Source organism: Streptomyces sp. NPDC013187, assembly GCF_042899705.1.
Taxonomy (GTDB): domain Bacteria; phylum Actinomycetota; class Actinomycetes; order Streptomycetales; family Streptomycetaceae; genus Streptomyces; species Streptomyces hawaiiensis_A.
This window is the reverse complement of record NZ_JBIBAF010000012.1, coordinates 70,534-87,544: the sequence shown is the minus strand read 5'-3', so window position 1 is coordinate 87,544 and position 17,011 is coordinate 70,534. Positions and strand designations below refer to the sequence as shown.

The following is a 17,011-nucleotide window of genomic DNA, read 5'->3' as shown; positions in this document are numbered from 1 at the left end:
CGGCTCAGCCTCGGCGTGGGAGACCGCTCCTCTCAGTTCAGTGTGCCGAGGAACCGCACATGAGGCCGCCCTTCGGGCCCCTCCCGGCTGACGGCGGCCCGCACCCCGTACACCTCGGCGATGAGTTCCGCCGTGAGGACGTCTCCCGCAGGGCCCGCCGCCACCACCCTCCCCGCGCACAGCACGACGACCCGATCGCAGTACATCGCCGCGAGGTTGAGGTCGTGCAGGGCGACGACGGTGGTGACGGGAAGGGCCGTCACCAGGGCGAGCAGGTCGAGCTGGTGGTGGATGTCGAGGTGGTTGGTGGGCTCGTCGAGGAGGAGTTCGCGGGGTTCCTGGGCGAGTGCGCGGGCGATCTGCACCCGCTGGCGTTCGCCGCCCGAGAGGGTGTGCCAGAGCCGGCCGGCCCGGTCGGCGAGACCCGCGCGCTGCAGGGCGGCGCGCACCGCCCGCTCGTCGTCGGCCGAGGAGGGCGTCCAGGCGCGGCGGTGCGGGACGCGGCCCAGCCGTACGACGTCCTCGACCGTCAGCTCGACCTGGGTGTCCGACTGTTGCTCGACGACCGCGAGGCGGCGCGCGACCGTGCGGCGGGGCAGGTCGGCCAGGGGCGTGCCGTCGAGGGTGACGACTCCGGAGGTCGGCGCGAGCAGTCCGGCCAGCAGCCGCAGCAGCGTGGATTTGCCGGAGCCGTTGGGGCCGAGCACACCGACCGTGGAGCCGGTCTCCGGCGCGAGGGCGACGCCGTCCAGGATGAGGCGCCCGTCGGCACGGCGGCTGACCCGGTCGGCCCGCAGCCCCGGTCCCGCCGACGCCCCTGCGCCGCTCACCGCACCCTCCGCGTCCGGTACAGCACCGCCACGAACGCCGGCACCCCGATCAGCGACGTCACGACTCCCACCGGGACCTCCTGCGGATCGAGGACGGTACGGGCCAGGGTGTCCACCCACACCAGGAAGACCGCTCCCGCGAGGGCGGTGACCGGCAGCAGCCGTGCGTGCCCGGGACCGGTCAGGGCCCGGGCGGCGTGCGGCAGGACCAGTCCGACGAAGCCGATCGCCCCGGCCGAGCTGACCAGAGCCGCCGTGAGCAGGGCCGTGACGCACAGCAGGACCAGGCGGGTGCGGGCGACGGACACCCCGAGCGCGGCGGCGGCGTCCTGCCCGAAGGCGAAGGCGTCGAGGGTTCGGGCGTACGACAGGCACACCACCAGCGCCACCGCCAGCGCGGCCAGGCACAGCCACACGTCGGTCCAGCCGGCGCCGCCGAGCGAGCCGAGGAGCCAGAACAGCACGCCGCGGGTCGTCTCGGCATCTGCGGAGGTCATCACGACGAAGGAGGTGAGCGCGGAGAAGAGCTGCATGGCGGCGACGCCCGCGAGGACGACCCGGTCGGTGGTGCCGCCGAGGGTGTGACTGAGCAGGAGCACCAGCGCGAAGGACACCAGGGCGCCGAGGAACGCCCCCGCGGACACCGGGAGGGCGCCGCCGCCCACGCCGAGCACGACGACGAGGACCGCTCCGGTGGAGGCGCCCGAGGACACCCCGAGCACGAACGGGTCGGCGAGCGGGTTGCGCAGCAGGGACTGCATCACCGCCCCGCACACGGCCAGTCCGGCCCCGCACACGGCGGCGAGCAGAGTGCGGGGCAGTCGCAGCTGCCAGACGATGCCGTCCCGGATCGGCGTCAGTCCGGAGCCGCCGAGGCCGAGATGGGCGGCCACGACGGACCACACGTCGGCGACGCCGAGGTCGGCGGGGCCGATGGTGATGGCCACGGCGACGGACGCCACGAGCGCGACGGCCCCGGCCAAGCCCAGTGCGAGCCCGGCCCGGCGCCCGGGCCCGGCGGCCGGCAGCTCCCGCTCCCGGGCGGTCACTTCACCAACCCGAACCGGCGCAGCCCGGCGGCCACCTGCTCCACGCCCTCGACGGTGCGGATGGTCGGGTTCATGGCCTGCCCGCTGAGCAGCACGTACCGCTTGTGCCGGACGGCGTCCATGTTCCTGGTGACCGGATTGGACTCCAGGAAGGCGATCTTCTTCGCGGCCGACTCGGCGGTCTGGGACTTGCGGGTCAGGTCGCCGATGACGAGGACGTCGGGGTCGCGGTCGGCGACCGTCTCCCAGTTGACCTGTGGCCACTCCTCGTGCGTGTCGTCGAAGACGTTCTTCGCGCCTAGGGCCCGGGTGATGATGCCGGGTGCTCCGCAACAGCCCGCCATGTAGGGCGACTCGGAGTTCGCGAACCAGTACAGGAGGGTGACTTTGGAGGCGTCGATGCCCGCGGTGGCCTTCTTCATGCGCTGCTGGAGTGAGGCCACGAGGGCGTCGCCGCGCTTCTTCACCCCGAACACGGTCGCGAGGTCCCGGACTTCGCCGTAGACGGTGTCGATGTCCAGGGCCTTGTCGCGGGTGCCGTCGCCACCCCCCGAGTTGTCCTTGCCGACGCAGTCGGACGGGGAGACGTAGGTGGGGACGCCGAGCTTCTCGAACTGCTCGCGGGTGGCGACGCCGCCCTTGCCGAGGGTGGAGACGAAGGACGCGGCGACGAAGTCGGGCTCGGTGTCCAGGACGCGTTCGAAGGACGGATTGTCGTCGGCGAGGCGCGGCACCGTCGCGTCGGCCTTCTCCAGCCCCTTCATCACGGGGTCGGTCCAGGTGGCCGTGCCCGCGAGGCGGTCGGCGAGGCCCAGGGAGAGCAGAATCTCGGTAGTGCCCTGGTTGAGGGACACCGCGTGCTGCGGCGGGGCGGCGACGCGGACCTCGTGCCCGCAGTCGGTGAGGGTGACGGCGGCCTTGGCGTCGGTGGACGCGGTGCCGCCGCAGCCGGTCAGGAGCAGGGAGCCGGCCGCGAGCAGGGCGGCGGCACGGGCGGGTCGGGCGAGGGACACGGGAACCAGTCCTCAGGCGTCGAGGGCTCATTCGCGGAGCCCGGTCGTACGGTGCTCCCCCGCCGCGCGCGGCCGCGGGGGCCGCCAGCAGGTCTTCGGACTCGGGTTCGTCCGGATCGGGGCGCCTTCCCGGACGTCCGCGAGGGAGTCCAGTGGCCGAGGCCCCGCCCGTCCCCCTCACCGCTGCGCGTCAGTTCCGGATTCGCACCGGATTCCCTGACCCACGTACATGGGTTCGACTGGCCTCGGCAAGCTATCACGGGGGCCGTCCGGGGAATCACCGCGCACCCGGCACCGTTGAACGGAGAACAGCCCGTCCACGACTTCCGAGGAGGCCGCCGGTGTACGGCGACGAGGCAACGGTCCGCAGGATTCTCACCGAGCTCGGCGACACCTGGGCCGTGGTGGGCCTGTCGTCGAACCAGCGGCGCGCGGCGTACGGCGTCGCCGCCGTGCTCCAGCGCTTCGGCAAGCGCGTCGTGCCGGTGCACCCGAAGGCGGAGACGGTGCACGGGGAGAAGGGGTACGCGAGCCTGGCGGACATCCCCTTCGACGTGGACGTCGTCGACGTGTTCGTGAACAGCGACCTCGCCGGGGCCGTCGCGGACGAGGCGGTCGCCAAGGGCGCGAAGGGCGTTTGGTTCCAGCTCGACGTCGTGGACGAGGCGGCGTACGACCGGGCCCGCGCGGCGGGCCTGGAGATGGTGATGGACCGCTGTCCGGCCATCGAAATCCCACGGCTGCCTCATCACCGCGTACAGGAATCCTGAAGCGTTCCCCACGAAATGCCCGCAGCCGGTCAAGGGTGCACAACTCGCCTTCTGCGGTCGGCCGGCCGATTCCTAACCTGAGGCCTCTTGCTCCCCGAACTCCCCGAGTTCATCTTCGAGAGGCCCTGAATTCATGGAAAGAGACGGCCTGCGCCGGGATGTCGGGCTGATCGGGCTCATGTGGGCGTCGGTCGGCTCCATCATCGGTTCGGGCTGGCTGTACGGCGCCGAGAAGGCCGTCGTGGCGGCCGGACCCGCGGCGATCCTGTCCTGGCTCATCGGCGCGGTGGCGATCGTGCTGCTGGCGCTGGTGCACGCGGAACTGGGCGGCATGTTCCCGGTCGCGGGCGGCACCGCCCGCTATCCGCACTACGCGTTCGGCGGACTGGCCGGCATGTCCTTCGGCTGGTTCGCCTGGCTCCAGGCGGCGACCGTGGCACCGATCGAGGTCGAGGCCATGATCGGCTACGCCGGGCACTGGCACTGGGCGCAGGGCTTCCAGCACGCGAAGGACGGGACGCTGACGACGAGCGGCTTCGTGGTCGCGGTCGTCCTGATGGCCGTGTTCGTCGTGGTCAACTTTCTCGGGGTGCGGATCCTGGCGCACACCAACAGCGCCGCCACCTGGTGGAAGGTGGCCGTGCCGCTGGCGGCGATCTTCATCATCGCGGCGGGCAACTTCCACCCGGGCAACTTCACCGAGCACGGCTTCGCACCCTTCGGCGCCCATGGCGTGCTGAGTGCCGTGAGTTCCAGCGGCATCATCTTCGCCCTGCTGGGTTTCGAGCAGGCGATCCAGCTGGCGGGCGAGAGCCGCGACCCGCAGCGGGACCTGCCGCGCGCGACCATCGGTTCGGTCGCCATCGGAGCGGCCATCTACGTCCTGCTCCAGGTCGTTTTCATCGCCGCCCTGCCGCTGGGCTCCTTCGCACACGGCTGGACCAAGCTCGACTACCCCGGCATCAGCGGCCCGTGGGCGGGGCTCGCGACTCTGCTGGGCCTCGGCTGGCTGAGCGTGGTGCTGTACCTGGACGCGGTGGTCTCCCCGGGCGGCACCGGCCTGATCTACACGACGGCCACGTCCCGGGTCTCCTACGGACTGGCCCGCAACGGCTACGCGCCGAAGCTGTTCGTCCGCACCGATACGCGCGGGGTGCCGTGGTTCGGGCTGATCGTGTCCTTCGTTACGGGCGTGGTCTGCTTCCTGCCGTTCCCGAGCTGGCAGCAGCTGGTCAGCTTCATCACCTCGGCGAGCGTGCTGATGTACGCGGGTGCCCCGCTGGCCTACGGCGTCTTCGCGGACCGGCTGCCGCACCGGGAACGCCCCTACCGCCTGCCCGGCGGGAAGGTCGTCTCACCGCTGTCGTTCGTGGTGGCCAACCTCATCATCTACTGGTCCACCTGGGACACCCTGTGGCGGCTCGGCGTGGCCATCGTCCTCGGCTACGTCCTGCTCGGCGGGTACGCCTGGTACGCCACGCGCAAGGGCCTGCCCGACGCTCCCCGGCTCGACTGGAAGGCCGCCCAGTGGCTGCCCGCCTACCTTCTGGGCATGGGCGTCATCTCCTGGCAGGGCGGCTTCGGCGGCCAGGGGCACCTCGCACTGTGGTGGGACATCCTGGTCATCGCGGTGTTCTCGCTGGCCGTCTACTACTGGGCCCGGGCCTCGGCCTCCCTGTCCGGCGAGATCGAGCGGAGCATCGAGGAGGTGGCCGTCACGGAGGTGCCGGTCCACTGAGACCGGCCTCCATAATGTGCGCATGACCCACGCCTCTCCGCCCGCCGACTCCGGCGCCCCGCGACGCTTCCCAGTCGTTGTCGTGGGCGCCGGTCCGGCAGGTCTGACCGTCGGGAACATCCTGCGGGCCGCGTCCGTGGACTGTCTGGTGCTGGAGGCGGAGACCCGCGAGTTCATCGAACAGCGGCCCCGCGCCGGGGTCATCGAGGAATGGGCCGTACGGGGCCTGGAGAAGCGAGGCCTCGCCCGGAACCTCCTGGACCGCGCGGAACTGCACAGCGCGTGCGAGTTCCGCTTCGGCGGGGAGCGCTACCGGTTCCCCTACGGCGAACTGACGAGCAGTCACCACTTCGTCTATCCACAGCCGTTGCTGGTGACGGACCTGGTGCGCGAGTACGCCGACGTCCGCGGCGGCGAGATCCGCTTCGGCGTCCGGGACGTGGAGCTGCACGACGTCGACAGCGACCGGCCGTCGGTCTCGTACACCTGCTTCGAGACGGGTGAACGCCGGGTGGTGCACTGCGACTTCGTCGCCGGATGCGACGGGGCACGGGGAGCGACCCGGGCCTCGCTCCCCGTCGAGCGGGTCCGGATCGCGCGGCACGACTACGGTGTCGGCTGGCTCGCCCTGCTCGCCGAGGCGCCGCCGTCCGCCGACTGCGTGCTGTTCGGCTGCCACCCGCGCGGGTTCGCCGGCCAGATGCCCCGCAGTCGGGACGTGACCCGCTACTACCTCCAGTGCCCGCCGGGCGACGACCCGGACGACTGGCCGGAGGAGCGCGTCTGGTCCGAGCTCCGGCAGCGGCTCGGAGCGACCGGCGTGCCTCCGCTGACCGAGGGGCGGCTGATCGAGAAGCGCGTGCTGGACATGCACGACTACGTGGTCGAGCCGATGGTGCACGGCCGGCTCCACCTCGCCGGTGACGCGGCCCATCTGGTCGCCCCCATCGCCGCCAAGGGCATGAACCTCGCCCTGCACGACGCCTTCCTGCTGGGCGACGCCCTGGTAGCCCGGCTGACGACGGATGACGACAGCGGTCTGGCCGGTTACGAGCAGGCGTGCCTGCGGCGCGTCTGGGACTACCAGGAGTTCTCGCAGTGGCTGTCCGAGGTGTTTCACGGCACGGCGGCGGGCGATCCGTTCCGCGCGGGCACCGCGCTCGCCCGGCTGCGCCGCCTGTTCACCTCGCCCGCCGCGGCGGCCGCCTTCGCCGAGCAGTACCTCGGGACGGCGGCGCGTCATTGAGCGAGCCGTGCTCAGTCGTGCAAGGGGCGGTCGCTGAGGCGGTGGTCGGCCACGTTCAGTGCCTCGTCGACCAAGCGGCGCAGATGGCCGTCGCGCAGTGAGTAGATCACCCGGCGGCCCTCCTTGCGCGTGTTCACCAGGCCCGCCAGGCGCAGCCGGGCCAGGTGCTGGCTGACGGCCGGCCTGGCCGCGCCGCACGCCTCCGTGAGCGTCGTGACGTCGGCCTCTCCCCCGGTCAGCGCGTGCAGCAGGGCGAGCCGGGTCCGGTCCCCCAGCAGGGCGAGGACTTCCGCGGCGAGTGCGAACTGCTCCTCGCCCGGGCTGCGCGGATGCGCATCGTGCGCAGATGACAGGTGCATGCGTGCGCTCATACGCACATAATGGCGGCACGACACGGGTACGTCCACTCCCACGCGCACCGGAAGGGGATCCACGTGAGCGAACGGCACGGGCACGCCCACCCGCATGACCACTCGCATGGGCACGACCACGGAAACACCCACGGCCACGGGAACGGCCACGCCCATGCCCACAGCCACAGCCACAGCCACAGCCACAGCCACAGCCACAGCCACCGGCACTCGCTGCGCCACCGGATGGCTCACCTCCTCGCCCCGCACTCCCACGAGACCGCGGACAAGGTCGACTCCGCCCTGGAGTCCTCGGCACGCGGGATGCGGGCACTGTGGGTCTCGCTCGCCGTGCTGGGTGTGACGGCGCTGGCCCAGGCGGTCGTCGTGGCCGTCTCGGGGTCGGTGGCGCTGCTCGGGGACACGGTGCACAACACCGCGGACGCGCTGACCGCCGTCCCGCTCGGCATCGCCTTCGTGCTGGGCCGGCGCGCGGCCACACGTCGTTTCACCTACGGCTACGGACGCGCCGAGGACCTGGCCGGGCTCGTGATCGTGCTGACGATCGCGGCGTCCGCGGCCTTCGCGGGCTGGACGGCCATCGACCGGCTGCTCGATCCGCGCCCGGTCGAGCACGTCCCTGCGGTCGCCGTGGCCGCCGTCGTCGGCTTCGCCGGGAACGAGTGGGTGGCCCGCTACCGCATCCGCGTCGGCCGCTCGATCGGCTCGGCCGCACTGGTCGCCGACGGTCTGCACGCCCGCACCGACGGCTTCACGTCACTGGCGGTGCTGCTGGGCGCCGGCGGCTCGGCCCTGGGGTGGGAACTGGCGGATCCGATCGTCGGGCTGGCGATCACGGCGGCGATCACCCTGGTGCTGCGGGACGCGGCCCGGGAGGTGTTCCGCCGGGTGATGGACGCCGTCGACCCGGCCCTGGTGGACCGGGCCGAGCGGGCCCTGACCGAGGTGCCCGGGGTGCGGGGGGTGGGTGAACTGCGGCTGCGCTGGATCGGCCACCGGCTGCGCGCCGAGGTGGCGGTCGTGGTGGACGGCGACGTGACGGTGCGCGAGGCCCACCGCATCGCCGTGGACGCCGAGCACGCGCTGCTGCACGCCGTACCGCGTCTGACCGCGGCCCTGGTGCACGCGGACCCGGAACCGGCCCCGGGCGAGAGCGACCCCCATCTCCCACTGGCCCACCACATGGCGGCGTAGGTCAGGGGCTCAGGCCAGGGGCTCCCAGGGGCTCAGGCCACGGGTGGCACCGAGACGGCCATGACCATCTCCATGGGGGCGTCGCCGGTGTTGCCGTAGGTGTGCGGGACGTTCGCCTCGAAGTGCACGCTGGCGCCCGCGGGCACGCGGTGCTCGACGCCGTCGACGGTGAGGGTCAGTTCGCCCGCCGTGACGTGGAGCAGTTCGGTCGTGCCGGCGGGGTGCGGGTCCGACGGGCTGCTCTCGCCCGGCATGAGCCGCCAGTCCCACATCTCCAGCGGGCCGGGCGCCTCGGTGCCCGCGAGAAGCCGGTTGTAGCTGCCGGCATCGGTGTGCCACAGCCGTACGGCCTGTTCTGCCGGGACGACGCGGACGTTCGGGCCCTGCTCGTAGTCGAGCAGGGTGGTGATGCTGACGCCGAGCGCGTCGCCGATCTTGACGACGGTGCCGAGGCTGGGATTGGTGCGGGCCTGCTCGATCTGGATGAGCATGCCGCGGCTGACACCGGCCCGGGCGGCGAGCACGTCCAGGGTGAAGCCGCGCACCGCGCGCCAGTGCTTGACGCTCCGCGCCAGGGACTGGGTCAGCAGGTCGAGGTCCGACACGTTCCGTCCAATATTCTGTATGACACAGTGCAGTAGGCTGCACTATGGTGTGGTTGACCTGATCGTTCACTGCACTGTACTGCGAGGTATCCGTCCCATGACAGCGCTCTTCGCCCTGGCCACCAGCCTGTTGTGGGGACTGGCCGACTTCGGCGGCGGTCTGCTGACCCGGCGCACGCCCGCCCTCACGGTGGTCGTGGTCTCGCAGTCGATCGCGGTGGTGGTGCTCGGCGCTGTCGTGGTCGCGACCGGCGGCTGGAGCGAGGCGGGGCCGCAGCTGTGGTTCGCCGTGGCGGCCGGGCTCGTCGGGCCGGTGGCGATGCTCGCCTTCTACAAGGCGCTCGCGCTCGGCCCGATGGGCGTGGTCTCGCCGCTGGGCTCCATCGGTGTGGCGGTACCGGTCGGGGTCGGCCTGATGCTGGGCGAGCGCCCCGGACTGCTGCAGTTCGTCGGCATCCTGGTGGCCGTCGCCGGTGTGTGCCTGGCGGGCGGTCCGCAGTTCCGTGGCGCCCCGGTCCACCGCCAGGCCATCGGCCTGACCCTGCTCGCGGCGTTCGGTTTCGGCGCGGTGATGGCGCTGATCGCCGAGGCGTCGACGACCCTGACCGGCCTGTTCCTCGCCCTGTTCGTCCAGCGGGTCACGAACGTCGCCGCAGGCGGACTGGCCCTCTGTGTCTCGGTGCGGCGCGGGTCGCCCGCGCTCCCGGCGGACGGCTTCCCCTGGCGCTCCCTTCCCGCCCTCGCCTTCGTCGGCCTCGCGGACGTCGCCGCGAACGGCACGTACTCGATCGCCGCGCAGCACGGCCCGGTGACGGTCGCCGCCGTGCTGGCCTCCCTGTACCCCGTGGTGACGGCCGTGGCAGCGCGGGGCGTCCTCCGGGAACGACTGCGGGCGGTGCAGGCCGCCGGAGCGGGACTCGCCCTGGTCGGGACGGTACTGCTGGCGTCGGGCTGAGCCCGACGGTTCAGGAACCCGGCTCCAGCTTCGCGAGATCGGCCGCCGTCTCCTCGTCCAGTTCGGCCAGCCGGGCCGCCGTCTCCTCGTCCAGGTCCGACAGCGCGCGGAGCTGCTCGGGGGTGACGCCCTCCGGTATCGGCACCGGCGCGGGGGTGCGCAGCGGTGGCTGCCAGCCGTCCGCGGAGGTCCAGCGGCGTACGACCCGGGCGGGCGCGCCGGCCACCACGGCGTGGTCGGGCACCGTGCCCCGCACGACCGCGCCCGCGGCCACCACGACGTTCCGTCCGATGCGGGCGCCCGGCAGGATCACAGCACCCGTGCCGATCCAGCAGCCGGGCCCGATCTCCACCGGTTCCATCCGCGGCCACTGCTTGCCGATCGGCTGGTGCGGGTCGTCGTACGAGTGGTTCGTGGACGTGACGTAGACGTACGGACCGAAGTAGCAGTCGCTGCCGATCGTGACCGTCGTGTCCGCGATGACGTGGCTGCCGCGGCCCAGGACGACCCCGTCGCCGATGCGCAGGATCGGGTCGGGGCCGAGGTCGAGGTCGGGCATCAGGCCCGCGGTGAGGGTGACTCGCTCGCCGATGATGCAGTGGGAGCCGAGGTGGATCCAGGGTTCGCCGAAAACCGTGCCGAGCGGGAAGGCAAGTCTGGTACTCGTTCCCATCGCGCCGAAGCGGTAGCGGCCAGGGTGCTCGGCAGTGACGGAGCCCGTGCGCTGCAGCCAGGCCCAGCCCGCGTGGACGGCGCGCTGTGTGAGGCCCCGCCGCCAGGATGAGAACGTGTTCTTGCGCTTCGGCACGACCTCACGGTACTCAGCGGTAGCTCCGCCCGCGGCGTCGGAGGCCTGTGATCTTCGCCCCACCGGGTGGCGTACGGTTTGCGCGTTGTCTACGACGTTCCTGGAGGCGGACATGGCGCAGCGGGCGATGATCACGGGGATCGGCGGCAGGGAGCCGGAGATCCATGAGACGGCGTTCGTGGCGCCCACGGCGTCGGTGATCGGGGGCGTGACGCTGGGGCCGGGGGCGAGCGTCTGGTACGGAGCCGTGGTGCGCGGCGACGTCGAGGCGATCTCCGTCGGGGCGGACAGCAACGTCCAGGACAACTGCACCCTCCACGCCGACCCGGGGTTCCCGGTGAGCGTCGGTGAGCGGGTGAGCATCGGGCACAACGCGGTGGTGCACGGGGCGACGGTCGAGGACGACTGTCTGGTCGGCATGGGGGCGACGGTCCTGAACGGCGCCGTGATCGGGGCCGGTTCGCTCGTCGCGGCGCAGGCGCTGGTGCCGCAGGGGATGGTGGTGCCGCCCGGGTCACTGGTGGCGGGGGTTCCCGCGAAGGTCCGGCGGGAGCTGTCGGAGGAGGAGCGGCAGGGCGTCACCCTCAACGGCACGATGTACGCCGAGCTGGCGAAGGCGCATCGGGAGGTGCATGCGTAGGCGGTTCGGCGGGTGCGGGTGGGTTGTGGCTGGTCACGCAGTTCACCGCGCCCCTTTGGGGCGAGCTACTCCGCCGCCGCCGCAGGTGCTGCCTTCTTCGCCTTGCGCTTGATCACCAGCATGGACGTGAGGCCCACCAGGACCGCCGCCACCAGGCCCAGCCACGAGAAGCGCTTCAGCCAGGATTCCGCGACGATGCCGACGTAGTAGATGACCGCCGTAGTGCCGCCGGCCCAGAGGATGCCCCCGAGGACGTTGGCGATGGCGAACTTCCAGTACGGCATGCGGAGAACACCGGCGAGGGGGCCGGCGAAGATGCGGAGCAGGGCGACGAAGCGGCCGAAGAAGACGGCCCACATGCCCCACTTCTCGAAGGAGCGCTCGGCGGTGGCGATGTGCCCCTCGCTGAAGTGCTTGGGGAACTTGTTGCCCAGCCAGGCCAGCAGGGGCCGCCCGCCCTTGCGGCCGATGGCGTAGCCGATCGAGTCGCCGATGATCGCACCGGCCGTGGCGCTGGCGCCGAGGACGACGGGGTCGATCTCGCCGTGCTGGGACGCGAGCAGCGCCGAGGAGACGAGGATGATCTCGCCGGGCAGCGGGATGCCCAGGCTCTCCAGGCCGATGACCAGCCCCACCAGCGCGTAGACGGCGACCGCGGGTACGGTTTCGAGCCACTCCTGGACGTGCAACGCCGGTTCCTTTCCCTGAGCTTCCCTGCGACCCCGGGAAGCCTACCGGCTTCTAGGACGTCCCTCGGGGCTCAGGCGTTCCAGCTCCACTCGGCGACCTCGGGCAGGTCGGTGCCGTGCTCACGGATCCAGGCGTGGTGGCGGCTGCGGGCGTCGGCCATCCGCTGGCGCACGGCCGTGGCGCGGACCGCGAGGCCGGGAACACGGTCGATGACGTCCATGACCAGGCGGTAGCGGTCGAGGTCGTTGCGGACGACCATGTCGAACGGCGTGGTCGTGGTGCCGGCCTCCTTGTAGCCGCGCACGTGCAGCTGCCCGTGGCCCGTGCGGCGGTACGCGAGCCGGTGGATGAGCCACGGATAGCCGTGGTAGGCGAAGATCACCGGCTTGGTCGTGGTGAACAGGCCGTCGTACTCGAAGTCGCTCATGCCGTGCGGGTGTTCCCCCTGGGGCAGCAGCCGGGCGAGGTCGACGACGTTGACGACCCGGACGGACAGCTCGGGCAGGTACCGGCGCAGCAGATGGGCGGCGGCGAGGGTCTCCTGGGTCGGGACGTCACCGGCGCAGGCCAGGACGACATCGGGCTCGGTGCCGTCCTCCGTGCCCGCCCACTCCCAGATGCCCGCCCCGCGGGCGCAGTGGACCCGGGCCTCGTCCATCGACAGCCAGTCGAAGCAGGGCTGCTTGCCGGCCACGACGACGTTGACGTAGTCGCGGCTGCGCAGGGCGTGGTCCGCCACCGACAGCAGGGTGTTGGCGTCCGGCGGGAGGTAGACCCGGACGACCTCGGGGCTCTTGTTGAGGACGTGGTCGACGAAGCCGGGGTCCTGGTGGGAGAAGCCGTTGTGGTCCTGCCGCCACACGTGGGAGGTCAGCAGGTAGTTGAGGGAGGCGATGGGGGCCCGCCAGGGCAGCCCGCGCGAGGTGCGCAACCACTTGATGTGCTGGTTGACCATGGAGTCGACGATGTGCACGAACGCCTCGTAGCAGGAGAACAGCCCGTGCCGGCCGGTGAGCAGGTAGCCCTCCAGCCAGCCCTGGCAGAGGTGTTCGGAGAGCACCTCCATCACCCGTCCGTGCCGGTCGAGGTGCTCATCCACGGGCAGGGTCCCGGCCTGCCAGGTCTTGCCGCTGGCGTCGTAGACGGCCTGGAGCCGGTTGGAGGCGGTCTCGTCCGGGCCGACCAGGCGGAAGTCGCGCCGGTCGGCGGTGTCGCGCATGATCCGGGCGAGGAGGTCGCCGAGGACCCGGGTCGGCTCGTGCATCGTCATGCCGGGCTTGTCGACGGGCACGGCGAAGTCGTCCAGGGACGGGATGGGCAGGTCGCGGACGAGCAGGCCGCCGTTGGCGTACGGGGTGGCACCGAGGCGCCTGGTGCCCTCGGGGACGCAGGCGAGGACGTCCGCGACCGGGCGGCCCTCCGCGTCGAACAGCTCCTCGGGCCGGTACGAGCGCAGCCAGGACTCCAGCTGCCGCAGGTGCTCCGGGTTGTCGCGGACGCCGGACAGCGGCACCTGGTGGGCGCGCCATGTGCCCTCGACCGGCTCGCCGTCGACCTCGGCCGGGCCGGTCCAGCCCTTGGGGGTGCGCAGCACGATCACCGGCCAGCGCGGGCGCTCGGTCGCACTCTCCTCGCGGGCGGCGCGCTGTGCGGCGGTGATGCGGTCGAGCGCGGTGTCCATGGCCTCGGCCATGGCGCGGTGGACGGTGGCCGGGTCGTCGCCGGTGACGTGGATCGGCTCGTGGCCGTAGCCACGCAACAGCGCGTCGAGTTCCTCCTGGGGGAGGCGGGACAGCACGGTCGGGTTGGCGATCTTGTAGCCGTTGAGGTGCAGGATCGGCAGGACGGCACCGTCGTGGACGGGGTCGAGGAACTTGTTGGCGTGCCAGGACCCGGCGAGCGGCCCCGTCTCCGCCTCGCCGTCGCCGATCACGCAGGCCACGAGCAGGTCCGGGTTGTCGAGGGCGGCGCCGTAGGCGTGGGCGAGGGAGTAGCCGAGTTCGCCGCCCTCGTGGATCGAGCCGGGCACCTCCGGGGCGACGTGGCTGGGCACGCCGCCGGGGAAGGAGAACTGCCGCATCAGCAGCTCCATGCCCTGTGCGTCCCGGGACGCGTCCGGGTACTTCTCGCTGTAGCTGCCCTCCAGCCAGGAGTTGGCGAGGACCGACGGCCCGCCGTGGCCCGGGCCCCAGACGCACAGGGCGTCCAGCCCGCGGTTCTTGATCACGCGGTTGAGGTGCGTGTGGACGAGGTTCAGCCCGGGTGAGGTGCCCCAGTGGCCGAGCAGCCGCGGCTTGATGTGCTCGGGCCGCAACGGCTCGGTGAGCAGCGGGTTCGCCAGCAGGTAGATCTGACCGGCCGCCAGGTAGTTGGCTGCCCGCCAGTGGGCGTCCAGCGTGCGCAGTTCCTCGTCGGTCGGCGCGCTGCTGCCGGCCTGGCGCGGGGCCTCGGGCATGGATGACTCCCTGGGTTCTGCGGGCGGACTCAGGAGGAGTACCAGTCTGTTCCGGTTCGATGCCAGGCGCCTGTCGGCCATCCGGCACTCCCCGCGGGTTGCCGGCCACCCGCCCCGCGGGTTCGGCCGCGGCCGAACCCGCGGGGACGGCGACGATGCCCTGATCCGCGCCGCCGGGCGGCCCCTGGGCGTCACCCCGAGTGGGCGGCCCCTGGGCGTCACCCCGAGTGGGCGGCCCCTGGGCGTCACCCCGAGTGGGCGACCCTTGGCGGACTTGGACGGCCGGGCGGCCTCGGATGCCCCTGGGCGGGCTCGGACGGCCTCGGGCAGGCTCGGACGGCCCCGGGCAGGCTCGGACGGCCCCGGGCAGGCTCGGACGGCCTCGGGCTGCCGCCCCGTACCGCTGCTACGGCAAGCGCACCGCGGAGTGCAGCGTCGTCACGGCGTCCGCGACGGTGTCCGGCGCGCCTCCGAGAACTCGCGAGCCGGCCTGCGCGGGCCCACCGGCCCCATCACCCCCGGCCCCGTCCGCCCCACCGGCGCCTGCCCCGGCTTGCCCGCAGCAGTCCACCTGCGCGAACCGCGTCTCGTACCGCTGCTGCGGCAGTTCCCCGGGCTGGGTGCGTGGCGGTGCGGGCCGCTGTACGGGCGGGGCGTCGTCGTACGGCCGCTGCTCGCGCTCCCGGCGGCTCTCCCCCGGGGCGTCCTGCGCCCTCTTCTCCCGTGACTCCCCCGGCCCTCGGGGAACGGCGGCCGGTTCCAGTGCCCAGCGCTGCGCCTCGGATCCGTCGCGGTCGGTGACGATCACGCTCCGGCGTTTTCCTGGGGCGAGGGCCAGCCCCTTGCCGCCGCCGCGCGGCAGGAGTTCACCGCGCACGGTCAGGTCGTAGCGGACGATTCCCGCGTGGACGAGGCAGCCGGCCAAGGCGACCGAGCCCTTGGCGATGTCGGAGCCGAGGCACAGGGTGGGGTCGGCGGCGCTGGCCAGGACGCCGTCGTCCCGGTACGACCACTGCTGGGACCCACCCGCGGAGCAGGCGGTCAGCACGATGCGGGCGTCGGCCCGGACGCGGCCGCCCAGGACGTCGACGCACAGACCCTCGCCGAGGTTGCGCAGCCGTCCCCGGGCCACTTCGGCGGCGGCACCGGCGGAGGCGGCCGACGGGTAAGCGGCGGCCGAGGGTGCGACGGAGTCCGGTCCGACGGACGAGGGTCCCGCGCGGTCCGGGTCGAGGGAGTGGCCGCTGACCACGCCCCAGGTGGCCTGCGGGTCGGCGGTGCCGCCCTCCTCGGTCCAGCCCCGGGCGGCGAGCAGGGTCGCCAGCAGCACGAGGGAGGTCACCCCGACGGCGGCGGCCAGCGCCTTCGCGTGCCTCCTCGGCGCCCCGGACCGGCCGGCCGCCGGCAGGGCACGGGGCCGGAGGCGGTGGCGTCCGCCGGCCGACAGGGCACCCTGGCCCTCGACGCGGCCCGGCCGTGATTCCAGGTAGCGGCGGGCGCCCCAGCCGAGCACCGTCTCGGTGAGCAGGTCTTCCAGACCGCCCTCGAAATGGCTGAGCTGTTCGGCGGCGTGGCGGCAGTAGCGGCAGGCCATGAGATGCCGCTGCACATCGGGAAGCAGCGCCCCGCCGCGACGCATGGGAACGTCCAGCAGGCGGTTGTAGTAGCGGCATTCCTGCGTCGGGGCGAGTTCCCGGTGGGCGCGTACGCATCCCGACCTGAATTGCTCGCGCGCCTGTTCCAGGGCGGCCGACGCGGTGGTGGCGTCCACTCCCAGCAGACCGGCCGGTACGGATATGGGTTCGGCCTCGACGTCGGTGTGCCAGAGCAGGCATTGGGAAGCCCCCGGGAGGCTGCGGAAAGCGCGCTCCGCGAGGCGTCGCCTTTCGGGTGTGCCGGGCCGGGCGGCGCGCAGGCCGCGGGCGCCGACGGTTTTGCGGAGTTCCGGCAGTACTTCGGAAATGCCGTCGTCGGCGGCCCACTCCCGGACCGTCTCCCGGACGGCGGTGAGCAGCCGCGGACGCAGGGCTCCGCCGCCCGGCCGGGCCAGTTCCCTGCGGAAGGCGGCAGCGGCCGCCATCGATGCGGAATCCTGGGAGGACGCCAGGCAGATCACGGCGTATTCATAGACCGCGCGCCAGTGCCGGGCCAGCAACAGCGCGACGGCGCGCGGCCCTTCGGTGGGTTCGCCGACCCGGGCGAGGAGATTGCGGTCGGACTGTGCGGGTCCCGCTCCGGGTCGTGGCGCGTACGGCGGGCGTGGGGGCGTGGGGGATTGCACGGAACCATTTCCTTCCACCGCGAAACGGCAGGCGAATTGCGCGTCCGTCGGAAAGCAGGTGCGTGATTGGTGCATACCTGTGCCGCGTCAGCTACGGACTCGGCCTGTGAGCCGGCTCACTTTCGCACATGCGACTGACAGGTAACAAGGAGTTCGGATGACCCAAGTTCAAAACGGAAGGAATTCAGATACGTTACCGGCGGTATCCGCACCGGCTTTCGAAAACACGGGCGCCGAGACCCGCAAGTTGTGCGCATCGAAAGGCGGTCGGTCCACACAATCTCCAACTCCACAGCGCGCGCCCATGTGGCTCTCGGCGCGCTCTCAGCTCTCCGCGCCAGCATGAGCCGCATGACCGCCCCCGCT

Annotated in this window: 15 protein-coding genes and 1 riboswitch; of the genes, 6 read left to right on the top strand and 9 right to left on the bottom strand. The window is 72.4% G+C overall.

The features are described from left to right. Positions 1 to 32 precede the first annotated feature (32 nt). From ACFY5B_RS25650 to ACFY5B_RS25640, 3 genes are read right to left on the bottom strand one after another with little or no spacing between them, the layout of a single operon-like run. The gene (locus tag ACFY5B_RS25650) at positions 33 to 830 is read right to left on the bottom strand and encodes an ABC transporter ATP-binding protein (protein WP_389972972.1); all 798 of its coding nucleotides are present in this window, start codon (positions 828 to 830) and stop codon (positions 33 to 35) included. Further along, positions 827 to 1,879, bottom strand: coding sequence for a FecCD family ABC transporter permease (locus tag ACFY5B_RS25645; RefSeq protein WP_389972970.1), 1,053 nt, complete (start codon positions 1,877 to 1,879; stop codon positions 827 to 829). Before ACFY5B_RS25645 ends, ACFY5B_RS25650 begins: the two co-directional genes overlap by 4 nt. Beyond that, positions 1,876 to 2,901, bottom strand: coding sequence for an ABC transporter substrate-binding protein (locus ACFY5B_RS25640; protein ID WP_389973444.1), 1,026 nt, complete (start codon positions 2,899 to 2,901; stop codon positions 1,876 to 1,878). The genes ACFY5B_RS25645 and ACFY5B_RS25640 overlap by 4 nt, the downstream gene beginning before the upstream one ends. 59 nt (positions 2,902 to 2,960) lie before the next feature. After that, a riboswitch (cobalamin riboswitch) is annotated at positions 2,961 to 3,151 on the bottom strand. Between the two features lie 82 nt (positions 3,152 to 3,233). On the opposite strand from ACFY5B_RS25640, the gene ACFY5B_RS25635 reads away from it, so the two are divergent. The 3 genes from ACFY5B_RS25635 (at position 3,234) to ACFY5B_RS25625 (ending at position 6,646) form a co-directional block, all read left to right on the top strand. Then, complete coding sequence (locus tag ACFY5B_RS25635; protein ID WP_389972967.1) at positions 3,234 to 3,662, top strand: CoA-binding protein; 429 nt, start codon at positions 3,234 to 3,236, stop codon at positions 3,660 to 3,662. 133 nt (positions 3,663 to 3,795) lie between these two features. Next, complete coding sequence (locus ACFY5B_RS25630) at positions 3,796 to 5,400, top strand: APC family permease (RefSeq protein ID WP_389972964.1); 1,605 nt, start codon at positions 3,796 to 3,798, stop codon at positions 5,398 to 5,400. A 22-nt stretch (positions 5,401 to 5,422) separates the two neighbouring features. Continuing rightward, positions 5,423 to 6,646 carry a 4-hydroxybenzoate 3-monooxygenase gene (locus ACFY5B_RS25625; protein ID WP_389972961.1) on the top strand — a complete coding sequence of 408 codons (1,224 nt, stop codon included), beginning with the start codon at positions 5,423 to 5,425 and terminating at the stop codon, positions 6,644 to 6,646. Positions 6,647 to 6,657: 11 nt separating this feature from the next. Here ACFY5B_RS25625 and ACFY5B_RS25620 read toward each other — a convergent pair whose 3' ends face one another. Then, on the bottom strand, positions 6,658 to 7,017 hold the full coding sequence (locus tag ACFY5B_RS25620; protein ID WP_344457865.1) for a metalloregulator ArsR/SmtB family transcription factor: 360 nt from the start codon (positions 7,015 to 7,017) through the stop codon (positions 6,658 to 6,660). Between the two features lie 63 nt (positions 7,018 to 7,080). Between ACFY5B_RS25620 and ACFY5B_RS25615 the strand changes: the two genes are divergently transcribed. Then, positions 7,081 to 8,211: a cation diffusion facilitator family transporter gene (locus ACFY5B_RS25615; protein WP_389972957.1), complete on the top strand. Its 1,131-nt coding sequence runs from the start codon at positions 7,081 to 7,083 to the stop codon at positions 8,209 to 8,211. A gap of 32 nt (positions 8,212 to 8,243) precedes the next feature. Here the strand turns inward: ACFY5B_RS25615 and ACFY5B_RS25610 are convergent, their stop codons facing one another. Continuing rightward, positions 8,244 to 8,816: an XRE family transcriptional regulator gene (locus ACFY5B_RS25610; protein WP_389972954.1), complete on the bottom strand. Its 573-nt coding sequence runs from the start codon at positions 8,814 to 8,816 to the stop codon at positions 8,244 to 8,246. Between the two features lie 97 nt (positions 8,817 to 8,913). Here ACFY5B_RS25610 and ACFY5B_RS25605 point away from each other — a divergent pair, with 97 nt between their 5' ends. Continuing rightward, the gene (locus tag ACFY5B_RS25605) at positions 8,914 to 9,771 is read left to right on the top strand and encodes an EamA family transporter (RefSeq protein WP_389972951.1); all 858 of its coding nucleotides are present in this window, start codon (positions 8,914 to 8,916) and stop codon (positions 9,769 to 9,771) included. A 10-nt stretch (positions 9,772 to 9,781) separates the two neighbouring features. Here ACFY5B_RS25605 and ACFY5B_RS25600 read toward each other — a convergent pair whose 3' ends face one another. Next, on the bottom strand, positions 9,782 to 10,579 hold the full coding sequence (locus tag ACFY5B_RS25600) for an acyltransferase (RefSeq protein ID WP_389972948.1): 798 nt from the start codon (positions 10,577 to 10,579) through the stop codon (positions 9,782 to 9,784). A 112-nt stretch (positions 10,580 to 10,691) separates the two neighbouring features. Between ACFY5B_RS25600 and ACFY5B_RS25595 the strand changes: the two genes are divergently transcribed. Beyond that, on the top strand, positions 10,692 to 11,219 hold the full coding sequence (locus ACFY5B_RS25595; protein WP_389973441.1) for a gamma carbonic anhydrase family protein: 528 nt from the start codon (positions 10,692 to 10,694) through the stop codon (positions 11,217 to 11,219). Positions 11,220 to 11,284: 65 nt separating this feature from the next. Here ACFY5B_RS25595 and ACFY5B_RS25590 read toward each other — a convergent pair whose 3' ends face one another. The 3 genes from ACFY5B_RS25590 to ACFY5B_RS25580 form a co-directional block, all read right to left on the bottom strand. Beyond that, positions 11,285 to 11,908, bottom strand: coding sequence for a DedA family protein (locus tag ACFY5B_RS25590; protein WP_389972945.1), 624 nt, complete (start codon positions 11,906 to 11,908; stop codon positions 11,285 to 11,287). A gap of 71 nt (positions 11,909 to 11,979) precedes the next feature. Further along, positions 11,980 to 14,364, bottom strand: a complete 2,385-nt coding sequence (locus tag ACFY5B_RS25585) for a phosphoketolase (protein ID WP_389972942.1) — start codon at positions 14,362 to 14,364, stop codon at positions 11,980 to 11,982. Positions 14,365 to 14,770: 406 nt separating this feature from the next. Then, positions 14,771 to 16,645, bottom strand: a complete 1,875-nt coding sequence (locus ACFY5B_RS25580) for a ricin-type beta-trefoil lectin domain protein (protein ID WP_389972939.1) — start codon at positions 16,643 to 16,645, stop codon at positions 14,771 to 14,773. Positions 16,646 to 17,011: the final 366 nt, after the last annotated feature.